This is a genomic window from Amycolatopsis sp. WGS_07 (assembly GCF_045278895.1).
Taxonomy (GTDB): Bacteria; Actinomycetota; Actinomycetes; order Mycobacteriales; family Pseudonocardiaceae; genus Amycolatopsis.
In genome coordinates, this window is sequence record NZ_CP136053.1 from 2,642,841 (window position 1) to 2,664,305 (window position 21,465).

The following is a 21,465-nucleotide window of genomic DNA, read 5'->3' on the forward strand; positions in this document are numbered from 1 at the left end:
CTCACCTGCCTTCGAGCAACTCGGTGATCTCAGGCCTCGGGTCGTGGCCCTTCATCGCCTCGGCGTAGGTCTCGAGTGCCGACCGCGCCTTGTCGTCGAGCTTCTCCGGGACCGCCGCCTCCAGCGTGACCAGCAGGTCGCCCTGCGCGCCGTCCCGCTTCTGAATGCCCTTTCCGCGCACGCGCAACACTCGGCCACTCGCGGTACCCGCGGGCACCTTCAGTGACACCTTGCCTTCGAGCGTCGGCACCGTGACCGTCGTGCCCAGCGCGAGTTCGGTGAAGTCCACCGGCACGGTGAGCGTGAGGTTGAGGTCCTTGCGCCCGAACAGCTTGTGCGGGGCCACGTGCACGCGCACGTACAGGTCGCCCGCCTGCGCGCCGCCGCGGCCGGGTTCGCCCTGGCCGGCCAGCCGGATCCGCTGGTCGTCCTTCACGCCCGGCGGGATGCGCACGGTGAGCGTGCGGGTGCGGGTGCTGATGCCCTCGCCAGCGCACTCCGGGCACGGTTCGTCGATGATCTTGCCCCGGCCGCGGCAGTCCTGGCACGGCTCGGAGAACGCGAACGCGCCCTGGCTGCGGCTGACCAGACCGGACCCGCTGCAGGTCGGGCAGACCCGCGGCGAGGTGCCCGGCTTCGCGCCGTTGCCGCCGCAGGTGCCGCAGGTGGCCGGGCTCGACAGCCGCAACGGCAGCGTCGCGCCCTTGACCGACTCGAGGAAGTCGATCCGCACGTCGGTCTCGACGTCCGCGCCGCGCTGCGGCCGGTTCGCCGTCGCTCCGGCGGCACCGCCCCGGCCGCGGCCGAAAATGCCGCCGAGGATGTCCCCGAGGCCGCCGAAGCCACCCTGCTGACCCTGTGCGCCCGCCTGATTGAACAGGTCGCTCATGTCGAACCCGCCGGCTCCGCCGCCACCGGGGAAGCCGCCGAATCCGCCCGCGCCGCCGGAGCCGAAGAGCGTGCGCGCCTCGTCATACTCCTTGCGCTTGGCCGGATCGGACAGCACGCCGTACGCCTCGGACACGGCCTTGAACTTGTTCTCGGCCGCGGTGTTGCCCGCGTTGGCGTCCGGGTGGTTTTCCTTCGCCAGCTTGCGGTAGGCCTTCTTGATCTCGTCCGCGGTCGCGTCGGAGGAGACACCCAGCTCTTTGTAGAAGTCCTTGCCGATCCACTCCCGAGCACTCATCGGGTGTCTCCTCCTTTCGCTGCAAACCGATTGTTACTGCTGGCCGGACTCATCGACCGAACCGTCGAGCGGCAGTTCGCCGCCGACCGACCCGTCCACCGGCTGTTCCGCCGGAGCCTCGCCGGGCTCGTGGTCGGTCACGCCGACCAGTGCCGCCCGCAGCACCCGCTCGCCGAAGCGGTAGCCGCGGCGCATGACGAGGGTGACCGTCGGGCCCTTCACGTCCGGGGACGTGTTGTGCTGCACGGCCTCGTGGATGCTCGGGTCGAATTCCTCGCCCTCGGCGCCGAACGCTTCCAGCCCGGCCCGCTCCAAGCTGCTGACCAGCTTGTCGGCCACCGACTTGAACGCGCCGGTGAGGTCGCCGTGCTGCTCCGCGCGCTGGAGGTCGTCCAGCAGCGGCAGCAGATCGCCGACCACGGACGCCTTCGCGCCCTGCACCACGGCCTCGCGGTCGCGGTCGACCCGCTTGCGGTAGTTCGCGTACTCCGCCTGCAGACGCTGCAGGTCGGCGGTGCGCTCGGACAGTTGCTTCTCGACGTCGGACGCGGCCGGAACGGCTTCGTCCACGGAATCGCCCAGCGAGGGGCCCGCGTGCTGCGCGGGCTCCTCACCGGCCGGAGTCTCCTCCGCGGCGGGCGGGCGGACCTCGCCGGTCTGCGGGTCCACCCGTCGCCGATCCCGCACGACTACCGGTTCCTCGGGGCCAGTGCCCTCGGTCTCGGAGTGGCGGGGGTCACTTCTTCTCGTCCTCTTCCACGATCTCGGCGTCGACCACGTCGTCCGCCTTGCCCTTCGGCTGCTCGCTCGAGACGCCGCCCTCAGCGCCCGCGCCCGGGGCGCCCTGAGCACCTTCGGCGTTCGCGTACAGCGCGCTGCCCAGCTCCTGCGAAGCGGTGTTCAGCTTCTCAATGGACTCGCGGATCTTGGCCGAGTCGGTGCCCTTGAGCGCCTCGTTCGCCTCGTCGATCGCGGACTTGACCTTGCCCTTGAGGTCCTCGGGCAGCTTGTCCTCGTTGTCCTTGACGAACTTCTCGGTCTGGTAGACCAGCGTCTCGGCCTGGTTGCGGGTCTCGGCCTCGTCGCGGCGCTTCTTGTCCTCTTCGGCGTGCGCCTCGGCGTCCTTGACCATGCGGTCGATGTCGTCCTTCGGCAGCGCGGAGCCGCCGGTGATCGTCATCGACTGCTCCTTGTTCGTGCCGAGGTCCTTCGCGGTCACGTGCACGATGCCGTTGGCGTCGATGTCGAAGGTGACCTCGATCTGCGGCACGCCACGCGGGGCGGGCGGAAGACCGGTCAGCTCGAACATGCCGAGCTTCTTGTTCGCCGCCGCGATCTCGCGCTCGCCCTGGAACACCTGGATCTGCACCGACGGCTGGTTGTCGTCCGCCGTCGAGAAGATCTCGGACCGCTTGGTCGGGATCGTGGTGTTGCGCTCGATCAGCTTGGTGAAGACGCCGCCCTTGGTCTCGATGCCCAGCGACAGCGGGGTCACGTCGAGCAGCAGGACGTCCTTGACCTCGCCCTTGAGCACGCCGGCCTGCAGCGCGGCGCCCACGGCGACGACCTCGTCCGGGTTCACGCCCTTGTTCGGCTCGCGGCCGCCGGTCAGCTCCTTGACCAGCTCGGCCACCGCGGGCATGCGGGTGGAACCGCCGACGAGCACCACGTGGTCGATGTCGCCGACCGAGATGCCCGCGTCGCGGATGACGTTGTTGAACGGGGCCTTGGTGCGGTCCAGCAGGTCCGAGGTGATCTTCTGGAACTCGGCGCGCGACAGCGTCTCGTCGAGGAACAGCGGGTTCTTGTCGCCGTCCACCGTGATGTAGGGCAGGTTGATGCTGGCGGAGTTGGAGCTGGACAGCTCGATCTTCGCCTTCTCGGCCGCCTCGCGGATGCGCTGCAGCGCCATCTTGTCCTTGGTCAGGTCAATGCCGTTGGCGGCCTTGAACTTGTCGACCAGCCAGGTGACGATGCGCTCGTCCCAGTCGTCGCCGCCGAGGTGGTTGTCACCCGAGGTGGCGCGCACCTCCACGACGCCCTCGCCGATCTCCAGCAGCGAGACGTCGAACGTGCCGCCGCCGAGGTCGAAGACCAGGATGGTCTGTTCCTTCTCGCCCTTGTCCAGGCCGTAGGCCAGCGCGGCCGCGGTCGGCTCGTTCACGATGCGGAGCACGTTCAGGCCCGCGATCTGGCCGGCTTCCTTGGTGGCCTGCCGCTGCGCGTCCTCGAAGTACGCCGGGACGGTGATCACCGCGTCGGTGATCTCCTCGCCGAGGTACGCCTCCGCGTCGCGCTTCAGCTTCATCAGCACGCGGGCGCTGATCTCCTGCGGCGTGTAGCCCTTGCCGTCGATCTCGGTCTTCCAGTCGGTGCCGATGTGCCGCTTCACGGACCGGATCGTGCGGTCGACGTTCGTGACGGCCTGGTTCTTCGCCGGCTGGCCGGTGAGCACTTCGCCGTTCTTGGCGAAGGCGACGATGGACGGGGTGGTACGGGAGCCTTCCGAGTTGGCGATGACCGTCGGCTCGCCGCCCTCAAGGACGGCGACGACCGAGTTGGTCGTGCCGAGGTCGATGCCGACCGCTCGCGCCATGGTGCTTCCTCTCGTGTTCTTCTCCGGTGCTGATGCTATGTTCGTGACCTGCGGTTTCGAGGCACTCTTGAGTACCTTCTTAGCAGGTTCCGCCGGTCTCGCGCTCGGCCTGGTCCACCAGACTTGAGCCGACTGCACTCAACCTTGCTCTCAGGATAACGGGCAACCACCCGAACTTGTTCCCGGGTTCACCCGCAGAATTCGCCCCGCCGTGGTGTGACACCACTCACCAGATACTGGACCTCGGCCTGGCGCACGCACTCGGAGTTGAGCAGTCCGGTGTGGCCGTCGCCGAGGTACGTGAGCAGCGCCGATCCGTCGATGCTCGCGGCGAGCCCGTGCGCCCACGGCAACGGGGTCGCCGGGTCGTGCGCGCCGCCCACGACGAGGATCGGCGGGGCACCGTGCACCGGATGCGGCTGCGGCGGGTTCAGCGCCGGCAGCGGCCAGCCGGTGCAGCCCGCGGAGAGGTCCCAGTACTCGGTGTAGCGCCAACTGTGCGGGGCGACAGCGCGGATCGCCCGTGCCGTCGCGCGCAGGTCCGCCAAGCCGGTGAACGGCGACGGGAAGTCCTGGCAGCCGATCGAGCGGTACGCGCCGTAGGTGTCGCTCGCGAACTGCGAATACGTCGCGAGCGCACTCGCGTCCGGGTCCGCCAGTGCCTTGCTCAGGCTCGGCCATTGCGAAGGCAGATAGAGGTTCCCGTATGCGCCGGAGGCCAGTTCTTCGCCGGTTGCCTTGCGGCCCAACGCTTTCGCGTACGCGCCGTGGGTTACGAGGTCGTCGTAGCGGGCGAGCGCGTTCTTGCCGTGCAGCGCGCAGTCCGTCGAGCGATCGCACCACGCGGCGAACCGCAGCAAGGCGTCCTCGGTGGCCGCGGCCTCCTCGACCATCGCCTGCCGCATCGGCCGGGCATGGTCTACCGCGCCGTCGAGCACCATCGTGCGCACCCGGTCCGGATGCTTCGACGCGTACACCGCGCCCAACTCGGTGCCATACGAGACGCCGAGCCAAGAGATCTTCTGCTCGCCGAGCGCGCCGCGGATCGCGTCGATGTCCTCGGCGGCGCTCTGCGTGTCCACGTGGCCGAGCATCGGACCGGTCTTGGCGAGACAGTCTTCGCCGGCCGCGCGGTTGTGCGCGACGAAGGCGTCGTACTCCTTGTGCGTGGTGGGGAAGAGCCCGATCTTCGGGTCGTACAGCTTCGACTGGTCACAGCTGATCTTCGGGTCGCTGAACCACACGCCGCGCGGATCGAAGCCGACGATGTCGAAGCGGTCCCGCAACGGTTTCCGCGCCGAGCCGATGACCTTGGGGTCGAGCCCGCCGAACCGCACGAAACCGACCCCGGATCCGCCCGGCCCGCCCGGGTTGACCAGCAGCGAACCGATCCGGTGCGGCTGGTCGGCCGCGGGCAGGCGGGTGAGCGGGATGTGCGCCGTGCCGGTTTCCGGGTGGGCGCGGTCGATCGGCACCTCGATCTGGCCGCATTGCGCGGTCGGTTCCTGCTCGGTCCCGCACGGCGTCCAGGTCAACGCCGGAGCCGGCGCGCTGACCAGCGGAAGCACGGCCAGGACAGCCGCGGCGAGGTTCATGCGCGCCGCACCTGCACCGCCCGGTCCTCGGCCGCGGTGCGGAGCACGACGGTCTCCGCGTTCCGGACAACCCCCTGCTGCACCGGAACCTCCACCACCGCGACCGGCGTCGTGGCCTGCGGTTCAGGCGAGTGGCCGATCGCCGCGGTGATCGCGAACGCCCCCACCGCGCCCGCCAGCACCGCGGCCAGCAGCCGCGTCTCGATTTTGCGCATGATGTGTCTGCTCTCCCCTTCAGACGGCCTTGACGGTGACGCTGCCGCTGTCAGTGGTGACATCGAGCGTCTTCGCGTCCGGACCCGAGTTCTGCGGAATGTCGATGCTGCGGTGACCGCTCTCGCTGTTGCCGGTCACCTGGTAGGACCCGCCGCGCGGCACGGTCAGCTCGACGCGGCCGGAGTCGGCCTGCGCCTTGACGTTGTTGGGCTGGGTCATCGTGAGTTCGATCCGCCCGCTGCCCGCGGAAACGTCGACCGGCCCGCGCACGCCGTCGCCCTCGATCCGGCCGGACTGGCTGTGCACCCGCACCTCGCCGACGTTGTGCAGTTCCGTCCCGCCGCTGTCCAGCTGGAGCTTGACCAGCCCCGGGATGTCCCGCATCTGCGCCCGCCCGGAATCGGCGGTGACGTCGACGCTGCCGACCCCCGCGAAGTCCAGCGTGCCGGAGTCGGAGTTGCCCGTGACCGGAATGCCCGGCGGGACGATCAGCTCCATGTCGGCGGTGCAGTTGCGGCCGCAGTCGAGGATGACCAGCTGGTCGCCGTCGACGCGGTAAGCGTCGCCGGGCTCGCCGCTGAAGTGGTACCGCAGGGTCTGATGCACGCGGGCCGCGCCGGTCGCCGTGCGGATGCGCACGTCACCGGACCCGTTCTCCAGCTTCACCCCGCGGATCTCCTGCGTCAGCGTCGCGTCCCGCGACACCGTCGACCCGAACCCCCACCCGCCGAATCCGATCGCCACCCCAATGCCGATCACCGCGAGGCCGGCCAGTGCCAGAAGCGGGCGTGCCATGTCAGTTCCCCTCAGTACCACTCTCGGCTGTCTGGAGAGACGTTAGAAGGTGCGGGCCCCCGGGGACATCCGGTAAACCCCCCGAAACATCCCTGAGGCGGCGTCGCTCAACCCGGGGTCCTAACCTGGCGGCCGGAGAGCCCCGTGGATCAGGAGGAACCCATGCCCCAGCCGCCCAATCCGTACGACTACCTGCCGTCGGTTCCCTCGTTCACCCTGCGCAGCACGGACATCGCCGACGGCGAGACCCTGGCCCAGCCGCACCTGTCGGGCATCTTCGGCGCTGGTGGTGAGGACCGGTCACCGCAGCTGTCGTGGGAAGGCTTCCCGGAAGGCACCCGCAGCTTCGCGGTGACGGCGTACGACCCGGACGCCCCGACTGCCAGCGGGTTTTGGCACTGGGCGGTGTTCAACATCCCGGCTTCGGTGACTTCACTGCCGTCTGGTGCCGGAGATGCCGCCGGGTCGGGACTGCCGGACGGCGCAATCACGCTTAAGGGTGACGGTGGAGTGAAGCAGTTCCTGGGCGCCGCGCCGCCTCCCGGACACGGGCCGCACCGGTACTTCTTCGTGGTGCACGCGCTGGACGTGGAGACGCTGGAGGTGCCGGAGGACGCTACGCCGGCGTTCCTCGGGTTCAACCTGTTCGGGCACACGCTGGGCCGGGCGACTCTGGTGCCGGTTTACGAGAACAAAGGCTGAGGTGGCGGAGCCGCGGGTCGCGGTTGCGCCTGAGCAACCGCGACCCGATGTGGTCGGCGGGGTCGTCCTCAACGCCGAGGGACGCGCGTTCGTCCAGCTCCGCGGCCCGGACCGGCGTCTCTACCCGAACACGTGGGACGTCGTGAGCGGCCACGTCGAGGACGGCGAGACGCCGGTCGAAGCGCTGGCGCGAGAGGTCTTCGAGGAGACCGGGTGGCGGCTGCGCCGGATTGTCCGCGACCTCGGCAGCTTCCACTGGCCGGACAACGAAGGCGTCAAGGTGACCGGTGCCTACTTCCTGATCGAAGTCGACGGCGACCTGTCCCGCCCGGTCTTGGAGTGGGACAAGCACTCGCGCTACGCCTGGGCCGGTGCCGAGGACCTGGAGACCCTGCGGGAGAACTGCGCGCCGGACGACACCTTGATCAGGGACGTCGTCGCCCGGGCGCTGTCCTCAGTGGACCCCTTCGCGTTCTAGGTACCGACCCGCGGAATGCTCCGCGAACCCGAACTTCCGGTACAGGTCGTGCGCATCCGACGTGTGCAGCATCCAACGGAAGTTCGCGCCCGGCCCGTTGTCGATCATCTCCCGCACGATCTCCTTGCCCAGCCCGGCTCCGCGCGCGTCCGCGACGATGAACACGTCCGCGAGATACGCCATCCCGACCCCGTCGGAGAACGCCCGCGCGAACCCGACCTGCCGCCCGCTCGCCGTCTCGTACACGCCCACGACGCGCCAGGCCGTCCGCACCTGTTGCTCGACCTGCTCCCGAGTCCGCCACCGGGCCCAGTACGCCTCGGTCGACATGAACTCCCACACGACGTCGAGATCGACCCGCGAGACGTCGTCGTCCAGCTCGTAAGCACCCACAGTCCTCATGGCCGCAAGGTAATCAGCGGCGTCAAGCGGGTTTGAGCAGGTAATCCACCACCGGCCGCAGTTCCTCCGCGGACGGTGGCTCGTCGTCGATCAGGCCCTGGATCAGCAGCCCGTCGATACCCGCGAGGAACACCCGGAAGGCGACCTCGTCGTCGTGCCGGACCATCGACGTCAGCACGTCCAGCCAGCGTCGCGCGGCCGGGCGCAGTTCGGGTTTGCGCGCGGCCAGCAGGTACAGCTCGTACTCCGCCATCGTGCGACCGCGCCGGGGGCCGAGCGCTTCCGCGAGCAGGCCAGCCACTTCCTCGGCACCGCGGCTGCCGCGGGACCGGGCGCGGTCGATCATCCAGTACACCTCGGTCGCCATGTCGCGCGCGCACGAGATCAGCGTCGCCACGAGGAGGTCGTCCAGCGAGGAGAAGTGGTACGTCGTGGACGTGGTCGGCACGCCGGCTTCGGCGGCGACCGTGCGGTGCGTGACCCCGGCGACGCCGTCGCGTTCGATCACCCGCAGGGTCGCTTCGATGATCTCCGTCCGCCGCTTCTCGCCGCGGACCTTGCGGCCGTCGGTCTGGATTTTCACGATTGGCTCCCGACCTCGATGAGCACCACCCCGCCGATCACCAGCACCAGCCCGGAGATCACCGCGAGGTTGACCGGCTCCTTCAGGAACAGCACGCCGACCAGCGCGACCAGCGCCACGCCCGCCGCGGCCCAGATCGCGTAGGCCACCCCGATCGGCAGCCCGAGCTTCAGCACCCGCGACAGCGCGAAGAACGCCAGCCCGTACCCGACGATCACCAGGATCGACGGCGTCACCTTGGAGAAGCCCTCGGAAAGCTTGAGCGAAACAGTGGCGGTCACTTCTGCGGCGATGGCCAAAGCGAGGTACAAGTAAGCACCCATAGCAAAAGAAAGTACCTGAACGATCGTCCCATTTGCTAGCGAGGCGTGCACCACATCGGTGGGACTTGGGACCGTCGGACCGGTTACCCATCAGTAAGAAGCGTTACCCTGCTCGGCACCGGCGCGCTCGCGCGGCGGCACCACCACACCGGACGAAAGGCACCCGACGATGGGCGCTGTACAGCTGACGCTCGGGGGGATCTCCGTCCTCCTTGGCGTCGTCGCCTGGGGAATGTTCATCGCGACCATTGCCCGCTTCGTGCGGGTGATCAAGCTCGGCCAGCCCGACGCGACGCGCAATGGCCCGTTCATGGCGCGCTTGATGACCCTGGTCAAGGAGTTCGCGGCACACACCCGCATGGCGAAGTTCCGCCAGGTCGCCCCGTGGCACTGGCTGGTCATGTGGGGCTTCCTGATCGGGTCGCTCGCGCTGTTCGAGGCCTACGGCGAGGTGTTCGTCCCGACCTGGGGCTGGCCGATCCTCGAGGACTGGTCGCTGTGGAGCCTCCTGATGGAGCTGCTCGGCGTCGGCACGGTCGTCGGCGGCGTCGCGCTCGCGATCGTCCGGCAGGTGAACCACCCGCGCCGGGCCGACCGGCTGTCGCGTTTCGCGGGCTCGAACTTCAAGTGGGCCTACTTCGTCGAGGCCGTGGTGATCGTCGAGGGCATCGGCATCATCGGCGTGCGCGCGGGCAAGGCCGCGATGCACGTCCACGAGACGCCGACCTGGGCCGCGTTCGTGTCGAACCCGCTCAGCGAGCTGCTGCCGTCTAGCGCCGCGATGGTGTCGGTGTTCGCCTTCATCAAGCTGATGAGCGCCACGGTCTGGCTGATCGTGGTGGCCCGCACGATGACGATGGGCATCGCCTGGCACCGGTTCAGCGCGTTCTTCAACATCTACTTCAAGCGCGAGGCCGACGGCGGCGTCGCGCTCGGCGCGGTCAAGCCGATGATGAGCAAGGGCAAGGTGCTCGACCTCGAAGAGGCCGACCCGGACGAGGACACCTTCGGCGTCGGCGCGATCGAGGACTTCAGCTGGAAGGGCTGGCTGGACTTCTCCACCTGCACCGAATGCGGCCGTTGCCAGTCGCAGTGCCCGGCGTGGAACACCGGCAAGCCGCTGTCGCCGAAGCTGCTCATCACGCAGCTTCGCGACCACGCCTACGCGAAGGCGCCGTACCTGCTCGCAGGCGGCAAGCGCGACATGGCGGGCGATGAGGTCGGCCTGTCCGGCGACAACATGTACGCGGGCATCGACGTCCTCGCGATCGCTGAGTCGCAGAAGGCGCTCGTCGGCGACGACGGCGGCGTCATCGACCCGGACGTGCTGTGGTCCTGCACCTCCTGTGGCGCCTGCGTCGAGCAGTGCCCGGTCGACATCGAACACGTTGACCACATCGTCGACATGCGCCGCTACCAGGTGATGATCGAGTCGTCGTTCCCCACGGAGCTGAACGGCATGTTCAAGAACCTGGAGAACAAGGGCAACCCGTGGGGCCAGAACGCCAAGGACCGTCTGCAGTGGACGGAGGACCTCGACTTCGAGGTGCCGGTCTTCGACGGCGACCTCGGCGACGCGGAGTACCTGTTCTGGGTCGGCTGCGCCGGTGCGTTCGAGGACCGCGCGAAGAAGACCACCCGCGCCGTGGCCGAACTGCTGCACATCGCGGGCGTCAAGTACACCGTGCTCGGCTCGGAGGAGTCCTGCACCGGCGACCCGGCTCGCCGCGCGGGCAACGAGTTCCTGTTCCAGATGCTCGCGCAGCAGAACGTCGAGGTGCTGAACTCGGTCTTCGAGGGCCGGGAACGCAAGGCGCGCAAGGTGGTCGTCACCTGTGCGCACTGCTTCAACACCCTCGCCAACGAGTACCCGGAGCTGGGCGGCCAGTTCGACGTCGTGCACCACACGCAGCTGCTGAACCGCCTGGTGCGGGAGAAGCACCTGACGCCGGTCGCGCCGGTCGCCGAGGACGTCACCTACCACGACCCCTGCTACCTGGGCCGGCACAACAAGGTCTACGACGCCCCGCGTGAACTCGTCGGCGCGTCCGGTGCGCAGTTGCGCGAGATGCCGCGGCACGGCGACCGCTCGATGTGCTGTGGCGCGGGCGGCGCGCGGATGTGGATGGAAGAGAAGATCGGCAAGCGGATCAACGTCGAGCGCGTGGACGAGGCGCTCGGCACCGCTCCGTCGAAGATCGCCACCGGCTGCCCGTTCTGCCGCGTGATGCTCACCGACGGCGTCACCTCGCGCCAGAGCGACGGCATGGCGAGCGAGAAGGTCGAGGTTGTGGACGTCGCGCAGCTGCTGCTCACGGCGGTGAAGCGCAAGCCGGAGCCGGCACTGGTGGCCTCGGGCGCGCCGTCGCTGGACGAATCGGACACGGAGCTGTCCGCCAAACCGGACGTCCCGACCGACGAGAAGCCGACCGGAACGCCGTTGCCCGAGGGCGACGACTGAGGTCCGCTCCCGACGACGGCCCCTGGCATCCGCGGATGTCAGGGGCCGTTCTCGTTCCCGGGACATTTGTCAGTGCCGGATCATGATGTTCGGCCTGGGTGCGGAGATCGGCGCGCTGCGACTCTTCGCGGCATGACCTTCCGGAAGACCGCGATCGCGTCCCTGGCCGCACTTTCGCCGTTCTTCGCCGAGTTCCTGCTCGGCGACCAATACCTGTCGGGCCCGCCAGAAGTCGGCCGGCAGCTGGCCATGTTCGCGATGTTCATGACGATGTACGGGGCCGGCGCGGTGTTGATCCGCGAGGTCGCGCGGCGGAGGAATCGCGGCTGGCCGACCATCCTCGCGTTAGCGCTCGCGTACGGCGTCGTAGAAGAAGGACTGCTGACCCAGACCCTCTTCAACCCGCACTATCTCGGTCTCGACCTACTCAAGTACGCGTACGTTCCCTGGCTGGGCATGGGCGGGCAGTGGACGGTGTACGTGCTGACGCTGCACGTGGTGTGGAGCATCGCGACGCCTATCGCGATCGCAGAAGCCTTCTTCGGCCGTACGCCGTGGTTGCGCCGACCTGGCCTATGGGTGTGGAGCGGCGTATTGCTCTTCGGCTGTGCGGGAACGTTCTTCGTGACCTACCGAATGGGTCAGCACTTCCTCGCTTCTCCGGCACAGCTGATCGGCGCGTTCCTCGTGGCCGCCGGGCTCGTGTACGCAGCCCTTCGGCTGACGGCCACCCCGAAGCCGGTGCGCGGCAACGGGTGGCTCGGTTTCGCGGTCGGCCTCATCGCAAGCACTGCGTTCCAGTTCGTCATGAAGATGGCGCACCTGCCTCCGTGGCTGGCTGTGGTCGTCATGCTGGCACTGGAAGTGGCAGTGGTTGCGTACGCGATCCGCGTGCGTCCTCCCGCCATTTCGCTGGCCGCGGGTGCCACCGTCACGTACGGATGGGTCGGGTTGCTGACGGCCGTGGACGCGGGCCTCGCCGCGACGGTCGAACAGTCGGTCTTGGTCGCGGGCGCATTCGCGCTAGTCGTGGCCGCTTGCAGCAGGCGGCGCACCCCGCAGTGCGGTTAGTCTTTTCCGCGTGAGCGACCAATCCGAGGGCGGCGGCGAAAGCACCCTCACCGTTGTCCTGGCCGGCGGAGTCAACCTGGCCATCGCGGTCATGAAGCTCGTCGCGGGCATCATCACCGGGTCGGGCGCGATGCTGTCGGAGGCCGCGCATTCGGTCGCCGACACCATCACCGAGGTCCTGCTGCTCACCGCGTTGAAACGGTCCGAGCGGCCGGCTGATCGCCGCCACCCGTTCGGGTATGGCAAGGAGCGGTACTTCTGGTCGCTGCTGGCCGCGGTGTCGATCTTCGCTTCCGGTGCGGTTTTCGCGCTGTACGAAGGGTTTGCCACCGTTTTCGGCGAAGGCGGAGAGCAGACGAAACCGATCGTCGGCTACATCGTGCTGGCGCTGGCTTTCGCGATGGAGTCGGTGTCCTGGACGCAAGCGGTCCGCCAGGTCCGGCGCGACGCGAAGGCCGAGCAGCGTCCGTTCTTCGCTTACCTGCGGATGATTGACGACCCGGCCCCGAAAACGGTGCTCTTCGAGGACTCGGCCGCGCTGGTCGGCCTGCTGCTCGCGTTCGCCGGGATCGGCCTGCACCAGCTGACCGGCTCGGACGTGTGGGACGGCATCGCGTCGATCCTCATCGGCGTGTTGCTGGCGTGCGTCGCGTACCTGCTCGGCAGCACGAACCGGGGCTTGCTGGTCGGCCGTCAGGCGGATCCGCGTCTGGTCCGCGGCATCCGCGATCACCTTGGCGCGGCACCGGAAATCGACGCGCTGGTGGATTTGCAGACCATGCTGATGGGCACCGACCACGTCCTGGTGTGCGCCCGCGTGGACTTCGACGACGCGCTCGGCGCCGCGGACCTGGAACGCGCGTGCGTGCGGATGGCGGACGAGCTGAGCGAGCGGTTCCCGGACGTCGCAGAAGTGTTCATCGAGCCGGTCCCGCGCACGGATCCGAAACTGCGCGCGGCGGTGCTGGCCCGGTACGGCGTTCCGCCGCGGCCGAGTCAGTAGCCGAAGTCCTGGGTCCAGTACCAGCCGTCGGTCGCGACGCCGACGCCCAGTTTCGTCAGCGAGCAGTTGAGGATGTTCTTGCGGTGCCCGCTGGAGTTCATCCACATCCGCATCACCTGGTCGGCGCTGGTCGCGCCCTTCGCGATGTTCTCCGCGCCCGGTTTGGAGTATCCGGCGGCGGTGATGCGGTCGGCGAAGCTCTCGCCTTCCGGAGTGTCGTGGGAGAAGTAGTCGCGCTGGGACATGTCGTCGCTGTGCCCCTGCGCCGCCTTGTCTAGATGTGGTTCCTCGGTCACCGGGTCGCAGCCCGCTTTGTCCCGCTCGTCGTTGACCAGGCTGAGGACCTGCCCCACCAGCGTCGGCGAGCTGCGCGGCTTCGGCGACGGCTTCGCGCTGCTGCTCGTCGGAGTGTCCTCTTTGGACTCTTCAGCGGGCGGCGGGGGCGCGGGCTTCGCCGAGGTCGACGGGGTCGTCGTGGCCGCGGGCGCGCTGGTGGTCGGTGTCGCCGACGTGGAGGACGCCGGCGACACCGCGAACGGTCTCAGCGCGCTCGCCGACAGCTCGCTGTCACGTGTTTGCGGGACAGCGACGCTCAGTGTGCCGGGGTGCCCGGAGCGCAGCGCGAACGTCCCGCCAGCTGCTCCGAGCCCCCGAAGAGAACACTGAGAGTCACACTTACGACCCGGACGCGCACACTAATGGAGGACACAGCCGCGGAAACTATCACGAACTGATTACGATGGTTACCTCCAAATGGCGCAGCGGCCCGGTACCCACTACCGAGCGTCGAGCACCTCGAGATATCCGTCCGTCCCGTTGACCCGGATGCGCTGGCCGTCCTTGATCAGCCGGGTCGCGCCTTGCACCCCGACGACCGCGGGCAGGCCGTACTCCCGTGCGATCACCGCGCCGTGCGTCATCAGGCCGCCGACCTCGGTCACCAATCCGGTGATCGCCACGAACAGCGGCGACCAGCTCGGGTCCGTGTACGCGGTGACGAGGATGTCGCCCGGTTCGAGGTCGGCGTCGGCCAGATCCAGGATGACGCGGGCGCGTCCCTCGATCGTCCCGGCGGACACCGGCAGCCCGACCAGCGCACCTTCGGGCAGGTCGTCGCGGCGGTAGTTGCCGGAGACCGCCTCGCCGTCGGAGGTGAGCACCCGGGGCGGCGTCAGCGATTCATAGGACCGGAACGCTTCCTTGCGCTGCCGGATCAGCTCACCGTCGACCTCGTTCGTCCGCACGACCTCCTGGAATTCCTGCAGCCGCAAGAAAAAGAGGTCTTCCGGATCGCTGAGCACCCCGGCGCGCACCAGCCGTTCGGCCTCGCGAAGCAGCGCCTGCTTGTACACGAAGTAGCGGCTGATCATGCCGTACTTCGGGTACTCGCGGTATCCGGTGAAGGTCCGGACGCGCTCGATCATCCGCTGGGTTTCCTCGGCCTTCGCCTCGCCGTCCGGCAGGGCGCGCAAGCGTTCCAGCACCTCCTGCGCCTTGTCCATCGCCTCGCGCCGCCCCTCATCGAAGCGGCGCTGGCCTGCACCTGGCTCGAAGTTCTTGATGTTGGACAACAACATCGGCACCAGCGCGACCGGCTGTTCGCTCCACCGCGGCCGGGTAATGTCGATCTCGCCGACGCAGCGCATGCCGTACTTGTCGAGATACCCATGAATCGCGGCGCGCGATTCCTTCCCGCCGGCCAGCTTGGGCAGCTCGTCCAGGAACCCGTTGTCCGCCACGTCCCGCAGGAACGCGACGACCTCGGGATAGCCCCGGAGCACATCCGCGACATCGAGGAGCGCCAGGCCCATTTCCGCGGTGATGTTGTGCGGAACGGACTGGGTGAGCGTGTCGGCGACGTTCTTCTCGCCGAGCCATTCCTGGAGGTGATCGTTGAGCCACCAGGACGCCTGCATCGCCGCGGTGAACACCTGGTGGCTGCGCGGATCGAACAGGATCCGGCGCATTTCCTTCATATCCTCGAAGATGAAGTCGAGCAACTCGCTGCCCGACTTCGCGGCGATTTCGCGCTGTGCCTCAGCGATAGAGGCCTCGCTGTGCCGGATCAGTTCGGTGACGACGGTCGGATCGGTCGCGATCGTCGCCGGTTCGACGCCGGGAATCTGCTCGCCGGGACCGTCGTCGTCGGCCAGCGGGAGGAAGCCGTCGCGGGAAAGGACGGTCTCCAGCGCGTCGCCCATCAGCGGGTCGGATTTCCCCGCTACCTCAAGGAAACCGGCGCGACTCTTGGCTACCGACAGCAGCGCGGTCGCGTCGGCGAACAGCCGTCCGCCCGCTTCGGCCATCGGACGCGGGGTCGTCAGCTGCCAGACCGACAGGCCCAGCGGCTTCATCGCGTCGGTCATCATCTGCTGGTGCCCGACGGAGACGTAGACGTGGTTGCCCTCGTCGGCCGCCGCCGGAATCGGGAACAGCGTCGTGATCGGACGGCTCTGGACGATCTGGAACTCGCCGTCGGCCAGGCACCATTCGATGTCCTGCGGACGGCCGAAATGCGCTTCGATCGTGCGGCCGAGCGCCACCAGTCCGAGCACCTGCTCGTCGGTCAGCGCGGCCTGTTCCTGCTGGTCAGCGTCGATCAGCTGTTCTTGAGTGCCGCCGCCCGGCACCGCCAGGATCGCCCGCTGCTTCGCGGCGATCGCCTTGTCGATGATCTCGCCGTCGCGCACCTGGTAGCTGTCGGCGTTGACCAGGCCGGAGACCAGCGCCTCGCCGAGGCCGAAGCTGGCCTCCACGGTCGCGATCTTCCGGTTGGACGTCACCGGGTCCGCGGTGAAGAGCACCCCGGCCGCCTGCGGGAAAACCATCTGCTGCACGACCACGGCCATGTGGACTTTCCGGTGGTCGAAGCCGTTTCGCAGCCGGTAGGTCACCGCGCGCTCGGTGAACAGCGATGCCCAGCACTGACTGATGTGCCGCAGCACCGCCTCCGCGCCGATGACGTTCAGATAGGTGTCCTGCTGACCGGCGAAGGAGGCTCCCGGCAGGTCCTCCGCGGTCGCGCTTGACCGGACCGCGTAGGCGACTCCCTCGACGAGCGCGCCGGTGATCTCCGCCGCCAGATCGTCCGGGATGATGATCGCTTCGAGCACTTGGCGCACCTCTGCGCTGCCCTCGCTGATCGCGTCCCGGTCGTCCGGGTTCAGGTTCGCCAGCCGTTCCAGCGGCCCGGCCAGTTCCGGCGCGTTCTCGACGATCCGCTCGAAGGCGTCGGTCGTCACGCAAAACCGGGCGGCACGCGGACGCCGTCGATCCGCGCGAGTTCGCCCAGGTGCGCGCCCTTGCCCCCGACGATCGCGACCTGCGCCTGGTCGATCTCCTGGAGACCGAGCACGTAGCTGCCCATTCGTTCGTTTCCCCCGTACCTTGGTGTTCTCGTCTTCGCCCGCGAGTGGCAGCCTTCTGGCCGGAGATTCTGCGGTACCACCCGGGTCTTGCGGCAAGTCCCCCAGTGCGTTATAAGTTAAATACGGCAGGGAGAGGTGTTCTCCTTGCTTCTTTTTTATCGGGGGACGACCTCTGTCTTCGTGGTCGCCGCCTTCGTCACCGCACGGCCGGTCTGGTCGGTCGCGGTCGCCGTAGTCGTCGTGGTTACGTCCGCGCGGGCCGAGAGCGTGCAGGCGCGGGTCACCTGCTCACCCGGGGCCAGCTCGGCGACGGTGAACGAGCACGCCGGGTCGGTGTCGCGAACGGTCACGTCGTGCAGGGGCGCGTCGCCAGTGTTGCGGAGGGTGCTCACGTACGTCACTGGGTCGCCCGGTCGGATTGGCTGCTGCAGGTGGTCTCGCCGCAGGTCCATCGCGGGATGGAGCACCGTGAAGTCCGCCTTGCCGGTCGCGGTGACCGGCGGGCCCCACGGCGCGGCCGCGGTCACGGTGGCCGGGGTGGCGGCCGTCGCGGCAGGGGCCACGCACTGGTAGCGCTGGGTTCCGCCGACCGGCAGCTCGGCGAAGGTGTGCCCGCAGGCCGCTTCGTCCGTCCGCAGGTCGTGCAACGGCTGGTCGCCGGTGTTAGTGAGCACGACCTCGAACGGCACCGAGTCGTCGGCTCGATACGCGCGGGCGGTGGCGTGTTTGGCGACGGCCAGCGCAGGCTTCTTCACTTTGAATGACGCCTGCGCGGAGCCGCTTACCGTGCGCTGTGTCGGGTCCGTGCCGGTCACCTTCGCGGTGTTGGTGAAGCCTTCCGGACCCGCGTTGATCGTGCACTGGTACTCGATCTGAGCGTCCGGGGCCAGGCTCGGGATCTGGTGCGCGCAGGCCGGAGTGCGATCGTCCACAACGGACACCGCGGTCAGCGGGACGTCGCCGACGTTGCGGACCAGCAGCGAGAAGGTGACCTTTTCGCCCTGGCGCACCTCGTACGGCTGGGCGTCCTTCATGATCGCGATTTCCGGGTGGATGACGTCGATCTTCGCCGAGCCGGACGCGGTCACCGGGCGGTTCGTCGGGTCGGTGCCGGACAGGGTCGCGAGGACGGTGAAGTCGTCCGGTTTGGCCTTCACGGTGCACTGGTAGCTCTGCGCGGCACCGGGTTCGAGGCGGTCGAACTTCTTCGGACAGCTGGCACCGTTGCTGGTCACGCCCGTGAGCGGAACGTCGCCGGTGTTGGTGACGGAGATCGTTACGGCGAGGGTGTCGCCGACGCGGGCGACGGCCGGGTTCGCGGTCGTCATCACGGTGAGCGCGGGGTGGATCACGTCGATGTGCGCGTCGGCGGACGCGGTGAGCGGCGGGCCGACCGGCGGGTTTCCGGTCGCGTGCGCGGTGCTGACCGCGTCGTCGGCCGGGGCGGGGATGGTGCAGTCGTAGGTCTTGTTCGCCTTCGGGGCGAGAGTGTCGAGGGTTTTCGCGCACGGGCCTTGGTCGGCGACCTTGACGGCGGTCAGCGGCGCGTCACCGGTATTGGTGACGGTGAGGGTGAAGGTGACCGGATCGCCAGGGCGGAACGGGCCACCGTGAACGGCCTTCGTCAACGCCAATCCCGGGTGCACCACGGTGAACGCTGTGTCTGCGGTGGCGGTGACGGTACCGCCAATCGGGTCCGCGGCGGTCACCTTCGTGGTGTTGGAGTAGCCGTCGTGTCCGGCCTTGGCAGTGCAGGTGTACCGCTGTTCTTCTCCCGGGGCCAAAGTGGGGAAGTCGCGGGCACAGTCCGGCGTCTTTTCGTCCACAATGGACACATCGGTCAGCGGGACGTCTCCGCTGTTGCGCACGGTGACAGTGAAGGTGACTTGGTCCCCTTCGCGCACCTGCGTCGGCGCGACGGTCTGGGTGACCTGGACGGCGGGGTGGATGACGTCGACGTGCGCGCTCGCGTTCGCGGTGACCGGACGGTTGGACGGATCGGTACCGGTCGCGGTGGCGTCGCTGGTGAGGTCGTCGGTCACCGGCCGGGTGCAGGTGTAGGTCTGTTTCGCCTGCGGGGCAAGGGTTCCTAGCCGTTTGACGCATTCCGGGGCGGCTGGGTCGGTGACCTGGGTGTCGTGGAGTTCGGCGTCGCCGGCGTTGGTCACGGTCAGCGTGAACGTCGCGGGCTCGCCCGGGCGCACGACTGTCGGCGCGACGCTCTGCGCGAGCGTGATGAGCGGGTGGATGACGTCGATCGCGGCTTCGGTCGCCGCCGTCACCGGTGCTCCGACCGGCGGCTTCGCGCTGACCTGCAGCGCTTCGGTCACGTCCGCGCCCGGTGCGGTCGTGGTGCAGTCGAGCGCCCAGGAGGCTCCGGGGTCGAGCGCGTCGTGTTGCTGCGTACAGCCTTCAGCGCGGGCCATGGACGTGACGGCCAGCCCGGTGAGCGGCACGTCGCCGGTGTTCGCCACGGTCACGTGCACCGCAACGGCGTCGTTCTCCCGGAACGGTCCACCTTGGACAGTCGCGGTCAGCTTCACCGCGGGATGCTGCACGGTGAACGCCGCGCTCGCCTTCGCGGTCACTGCGCGACCGGTCGGATCCGTACCTGTTACGGCCAGGTCGTTCGTGAAGCCCTGTGCTCCGGCGACCGTAGTGCAGGTGAAGGTCTGTTTACCTTGCGCGGAAAGGGATCCGAGCGTTCGCGCACACTCCGCGACCCGGTCATCAGCCACCACGACATCACGGAACTCAGCATCGCCGGTGTTGCTTACGGTGACCGTGAACGTGACACGGTCCCCTTCGCGCACCTGATCCGGCGCGGCAACGACAGTGGCTGTCAGCGCCGGGTGCACCACGTCAACCCGCGCGTCCGCGGTTACGCGCTGTGTCGCACCGAGCTGATCTTTGCCAGTCGCGACAACGGTATTCGTCACGTCGTCCGCCGGAGCTAACTGTTCGCACTTATACGTCTCGACCGCGTTGGGAGCGAGCGTGTCGAACTTGCGGACACACCCGGGCACGCTGTCGTCAGCCACGGCGACATCGTCAAGCGGCACGTCGCCGGAGTTGCGCACGGTGACGGTGAAGGTGACACGGTCCCCTTCACGCACCTGCGCCGGGGAAGCGGCCGCAGTGACCGCCAACCCAGGATGGATCACCGTGACAGTGGCCGAGGACTTGGCCGTGACCGGTCGCCCGGTGCCGTCCGTGCCCGTCGCAGTGACGGTGTTCGTAGTGGTCTGGCCAGGATTAGCGGTGCACGAGTAGGCCTGCTGAGTGCCAGGTGTGAGCACGCCAAAGGACCGCGAGCACGCCGGATTTGCATCGTCGGTGACGTCGACCGGATTGAGCGGGCTGTCACCGGTGTTGCGCACGGTGACTTTCCAGGTGACCTGGTCCCCGCCGTGCACCACGGGCGGAACGGCCTCCTTTGAGACGGTCAACGCAGGGGCAATGACCGGGACTTTCACCTCCGCGGCCGCGCTGACGACCTTGCCGAGCGGGTCGATCCCCTTCACCGTCGCGCGGGCCCCGTTCGGCAGCGGAACCGTTGCCGTGCAGGTGCCCACCACCGACTGTCCCGGCGCGAGCGAACCAATCGCACGAGCGCACGAGGGGACCCCTGGGTCGCTAAGGGTTACGTCGCGCAACGGAACATCGCCGGTGTTCACGGTCTTGAGCGTGAAGGTCGCCTGATCGCCAGCCCGATAAGCCGGTTTGTCGACCTGCTGGCTCAACGTCAACGCCGGGCGTAGGACATCGACGTGGCTGCCCGCCGAAGCCGACAACCGCTGCCCGCCCGCACCAACGCCAGTCACCTTGACCGTCGCGACGAACCCCTTCTCCGGCGCGGCGAACGTGCACTGATACCGCACCGTGGCCCCCGGAGCCAGCGAGCCGATCTTCTTGCCACACTGCGGATTCCGCTCATCCGTGACGTCCACTTCGGACACTGCGGCCGCGGCCGGGTTCGTGACGCGTACGGTGAACGTCACCTGGTCGCCAGCGTGCACCCGATGCGGCTCGGCGACCGCGGCGACCTGCAAGTTCTGCGCTGGCGCGGCGTACGCAGCCGGAGTCAGCAGAGTGGCCATCAGGCCGAGGACTAAGAGCAGACGTTTCCCGGCCGAAACCATGCCCTCGATTTTTCCACCATCCGGTGACGTCGCGGCGATTTCCTACCCGGCAGTGGGATTACCTCACTCCGCTGAGCGATTGGTGAGACGCACGGTTGACTCGTGGGTGATCGCCGCCGCCTGATTGAGGAAACCGATCACCGTTTGGAGTTGCTCGTCGGAGTAGCCGGCCGCGACCGCTTTCGTCGCCGCGATGATGTGGTCCCACAGCGGCGCGATGCGCTCGACGCCCGCCGGGTCGATGCCGACAAGGACCTTCCGCCGATCCTCCGGATGCGGCATCCGGTTGACCACGCCCTTGCGCTCCAGCCGGTCGACCAGCGCGGTGACCGACGCCGGCGCGAGCCCCGCGTACTCGGCCAGCTCCTTCGGCGTGAGCGGACCGAGCCGGGCGAGGTAGTCGGCGACCTTGCTCTCGACCGTCGAGAGGCCGTTCCGCTCGGCGAGGGCGGTGTGGAACATGACCGTCTCGGTCGACAGCACCCTGGCGCGAAGCAGCAGCTCAGCGACCAGATCCTCGCGTTCGCTTGACATGCCCCGGAGT

General features: G+C 68.4%; 20 protein-coding genes. 6 read left to right on the plus strand and 14 right to left on the minus strand.

Annotation, left to right across the window (positions count from 1 at the left end):
• Nucleotide 1 precedes the first annotated feature (1 nt).
• The 6 genes from dnaJ to RPX00_RS12380 form a co-directional block, all read right to left on the minus strand.
• Entirely contained in the window at nt 2-1,186 is a 1,185-nt protein-coding gene (dnaJ, locus tag RPX00_RS12355; RefSeq protein WP_406639656.1) for a molecular chaperone DnaJ, read from the minus strand.
• A gap of 33 nt (nt 1,187-1,219) precedes the next feature.
• Nucleotides 1,220-1,873, minus strand: coding sequence for a nucleotide exchange factor GrpE (grpE, locus tag RPX00_RS12360; RefSeq protein ID WP_406639657.1), 654 nt, complete (start codon nt 1,871-1,873; stop codon nt 1,220-1,222).
• A gap of 49 nt (nt 1,874-1,922) precedes the next feature.
• Complete coding sequence (gene dnaK / locus RPX00_RS12365; protein WP_406639658.1) at nt 1,923-3,782, minus strand: molecular chaperone DnaK; 1,860 nt, start codon at nt 3,780-3,782, stop codon at nt 1,923-1,925.
• A gap of 188 nt (nt 3,783-3,970) precedes the next feature.
• Nucleotides 3,971-5,377 carry an alpha/beta hydrolase gene (locus tag RPX00_RS12370; protein ID WP_406639659.1) on the minus strand — a complete coding sequence of 469 codons (1,407 nt, stop codon included), beginning with the start codon at nt 5,375-5,377 and terminating at the stop codon, nt 3,971-3,973.
• Nucleotides 5,374-5,592 carry a hypothetical protein gene (locus tag RPX00_RS12375; RefSeq protein ID WP_406639660.1) on the minus strand — a complete coding sequence of 73 codons (219 nt, stop codon included), beginning with the start codon at nt 5,590-5,592 and terminating at the stop codon, nt 5,374-5,376. Before RPX00_RS12375 ends, RPX00_RS12370 begins: the two co-directional genes overlap by 4 nt.
• A gap of 19 nt (nt 5,593-5,611) precedes the next feature.
• Nucleotides 5,612-6,388: a DUF4097 family beta strand repeat-containing protein gene (locus RPX00_RS12380; RefSeq protein WP_406639661.1), complete on the minus strand. Its 777-nt coding sequence runs from the start codon at nt 6,386-6,388 to the stop codon at nt 5,612-5,614.
• 162 nt (nt 6,389-6,550) lie between these two features.
• Here RPX00_RS12380 and RPX00_RS12385 point away from each other — a divergent pair, with 162 nt between their 5' ends.
• Together RPX00_RS12385 and RPX00_RS12390 are read left to right on the plus strand one after the other, a co-directional pair.
• Entirely contained in the window at nt 6,551-7,090 is a 540-nt protein-coding gene (locus tag RPX00_RS12385; protein ID WP_406639662.1) for a YbhB/YbcL family Raf kinase inhibitor-like protein, read from the plus strand.
• A gap of 1 nt (nt 7,091) precedes the next feature.
• Nucleotides 7,092-7,568 (plus strand): NUDIX hydrolase, encoded by a 477-nt coding sequence (locus tag RPX00_RS12390; protein ID WP_406639663.1) that lies wholly within the window; start codon nt 7,092-7,094, stop codon nt 7,566-7,568.
• Here the strand turns inward: RPX00_RS12390 and RPX00_RS12395 are convergent.
• From RPX00_RS12395 to RPX00_RS12405, 3 genes are read right to left on the minus strand one after another with little or no spacing between them, the layout of a single operon-like run.
• Complete coding sequence (locus tag RPX00_RS12395) at nt 7,545-7,970, minus strand: GNAT family N-acetyltransferase (protein ID WP_406639664.1); 426 nt, start codon at nt 7,968-7,970, stop codon at nt 7,545-7,547. The two genes, RPX00_RS12390 and RPX00_RS12395, sit on opposite strands and share 24 nt — an antisense overlap.
• A gap of 22 nt (nt 7,971-7,992) precedes the next feature.
• A complete protein-coding gene (locus RPX00_RS12400) occupies nt 7,993-8,553 on the minus strand; it encodes a TetR/AcrR family transcriptional regulator (RefSeq protein WP_406639665.1) in 561 nt (186 codons plus the stop codon).
• Entirely contained in the window at nt 8,550-8,876 is a 327-nt protein-coding gene (locus tag RPX00_RS12405) for a DMT family transporter (RefSeq protein ID WP_406639666.1), read from the minus strand. The genes RPX00_RS12400 and RPX00_RS12405 overlap by 4 nt, the downstream gene beginning before the upstream one ends.
• Before the next feature lie 169 nt (nt 8,877-9,045).
• Between RPX00_RS12405 and RPX00_RS12410 the strand changes: the two genes are divergently transcribed.
• The 3 genes from RPX00_RS12410 to RPX00_RS12420 all read left to right on the plus strand — a co-directional run bounded on the left by RPX00_RS12410 (nt 9,046) and on the right by RPX00_RS12420 (nt 13,411).
• Nucleotides 9,046-11,337 (plus strand): (Fe-S)-binding protein, encoded by a 2,292-nt coding sequence (locus tag RPX00_RS12410; RefSeq protein WP_406639667.1) that lies wholly within the window; start codon nt 9,046-9,048, stop codon nt 11,335-11,337.
• 132 nt (nt 11,338-11,469) lie between these two features.
• A complete protein-coding gene (locus RPX00_RS12415) occupies nt 11,470-12,408 on the plus strand; it encodes a hypothetical protein (RefSeq protein WP_406639668.1) in 939 nt (312 codons plus the stop codon).
• 10 nt (nt 12,409-12,418) lie between these two features.
• Complete coding sequence (locus RPX00_RS12420; protein WP_406639669.1) at nt 12,419-13,411, plus strand: cation diffusion facilitator family transporter; 993 nt, start codon at nt 12,419-12,421, stop codon at nt 13,409-13,411.
• On the opposite strand, the gene RPX00_RS12425 is transcribed toward RPX00_RS12420, so the two are convergent.
• Nucleotides 13,405-13,707, minus strand: a complete 303-nt coding sequence (locus tag RPX00_RS12425; RefSeq protein WP_406639670.1) for a CAP domain-containing protein — start codon at nt 13,705-13,707, stop codon at nt 13,405-13,407. The two genes, RPX00_RS12420 and RPX00_RS12425, sit on opposite strands and share 7 nt — an antisense overlap.
• Nucleotides 13,708-13,738: 31 nt before the next feature.
• Here RPX00_RS12425 and RPX00_RS12430 point away from each other — a divergent pair, with 31 nt between their 5' ends.
• A complete protein-coding gene (locus RPX00_RS12430; protein ID WP_406639671.1) occupies nt 13,739-14,077 on the plus strand; it encodes a hypothetical protein in 339 nt (112 codons plus the stop codon).
• 110 nt (nt 14,078-14,187) lie between these two features.
• On the opposite strand, the gene rph is transcribed toward RPX00_RS12430, so the two are convergent.
• From rph to RPX00_RS12450, 4 genes are all read right to left on the minus strand, one after another.
• Nucleotides 14,188-16,653, minus strand: coding sequence for a rifamycin-inactivating phosphotransferase (gene rph, locus RPX00_RS12435; protein WP_406639672.1), 2,466 nt, complete (start codon nt 16,651-16,653; stop codon nt 14,188-14,190).
• Complete coding sequence (locus tag RPX00_RS12440) at nt 16,650-16,778, minus strand: hypothetical protein (protein ID WP_406639673.1); 129 nt, start codon at nt 16,776-16,778, stop codon at nt 16,650-16,652. The genes rph and RPX00_RS12440 overlap by 4 nt, the downstream gene beginning before the upstream one ends.
• A 156-nt stretch (nt 16,779-16,934) precedes the next feature.
• Nucleotides 16,935-20,879 carry a hypothetical protein gene (locus tag RPX00_RS12445; RefSeq protein ID WP_406639674.1) on the minus strand — a complete coding sequence of 1,315 codons (3,945 nt, stop codon included), beginning with the start codon at nt 20,877-20,879 and terminating at the stop codon, nt 16,935-16,937.
• 105 nt (nt 20,880-20,984) lie between these two features.
• Nucleotides 20,985-21,455, minus strand: a complete 471-nt coding sequence (locus RPX00_RS12450) for a MarR family winged helix-turn-helix transcriptional regulator (protein ID WP_406639675.1) — start codon at nt 21,453-21,455, stop codon at nt 20,985-20,987.
• Nucleotides 21,456-21,465: the final 10 nt, after the last annotated feature.

Excerpts from the sequence above, each read along its gene's own strand:
- dnaJ (WP_406639656.1), bottom strand. The coding sequence starts at position 1,186 with ATGAGTGCTCGGGAGTGGATCGGCAAGGACTTCTACAAAGAGCTGGGT.
- dnaK (WP_406639658.1), bottom strand. The coding sequence starts at position 3,782 with ATGGCGCGAGCGGTCGGCATCGACCTCGGCACGACCAACTCGGTCGTC.
- RPX00_RS12370 (WP_406639659.1), bottom strand. The coding sequence starts at position 5,377 with ATGAACCTCGCCGCGGCTGTCCTGGCCGTGCTTCCGCTGGTCAGCGCG.
- RPX00_RS12375 (WP_406639660.1), bottom strand. The coding sequence starts at position 5,592 with ATGCGCAAAATCGAGACGCGGCTGCTGGCCGCGGTGCTGGCGGGCGCG.
- RPX00_RS12380 (WP_406639661.1), bottom strand. The coding sequence starts at position 6,388 with ATGGCACGCCCGCTTCTGGCACTGGCCGGCCTCGCGGTGATCGGCATT.
- RPX00_RS12385 (WP_406639662.1), top strand. The coding sequence starts at position 6,551 with ATGCCCCAGCCGCCCAATCCGTACGACTACCTGCCGTCGGTTCCCTCG.
- RPX00_RS12395 (WP_406639664.1), bottom strand. The coding sequence starts at position 7,970 with ATGAGGACTGTGGGTGCTTACGAGCTGGACGACGACGTCTCGCGGGTC.
- RPX00_RS12405 (WP_406639666.1), bottom strand. The coding sequence starts at position 8,876 with ATGGGTGCTTACTTGTACCTCGCTTTGGCCATCGCCGCAGAAGTGACC.
- RPX00_RS12410 (WP_406639667.1), top strand. The coding sequence starts at position 9,046 with ATGGGCGCTGTACAGCTGACGCTCGGGGGGATCTCCGTCCTCCTTGGC.
- RPX00_RS12415 (WP_406639668.1), top strand. The coding sequence starts at position 11,470 with ATGACCTTCCGGAAGACCGCGATCGCGTCCCTGGCCGCACTTTCGCCG.
- RPX00_RS12440 (WP_406639673.1), bottom strand. The coding sequence starts at position 16,778 with ATGGGCAGCTACGTGCTCGGTCTCCAGGAGATCGACCAGGCGCAGGTC.
- RPX00_RS12445 (WP_406639674.1), bottom strand. The coding sequence starts at position 20,879 with ATGGCCACTCTGCTGACTCCGGCTGCGTACGCCGCGCCAGCGCAGAAC.
- RPX00_RS12450 (WP_406639675.1), bottom strand. The coding sequence starts at position 21,455 with ATGTCAAGCGAACGCGAGGATCTGGTCGCTGAGCTGCTGCTTCGCGCC.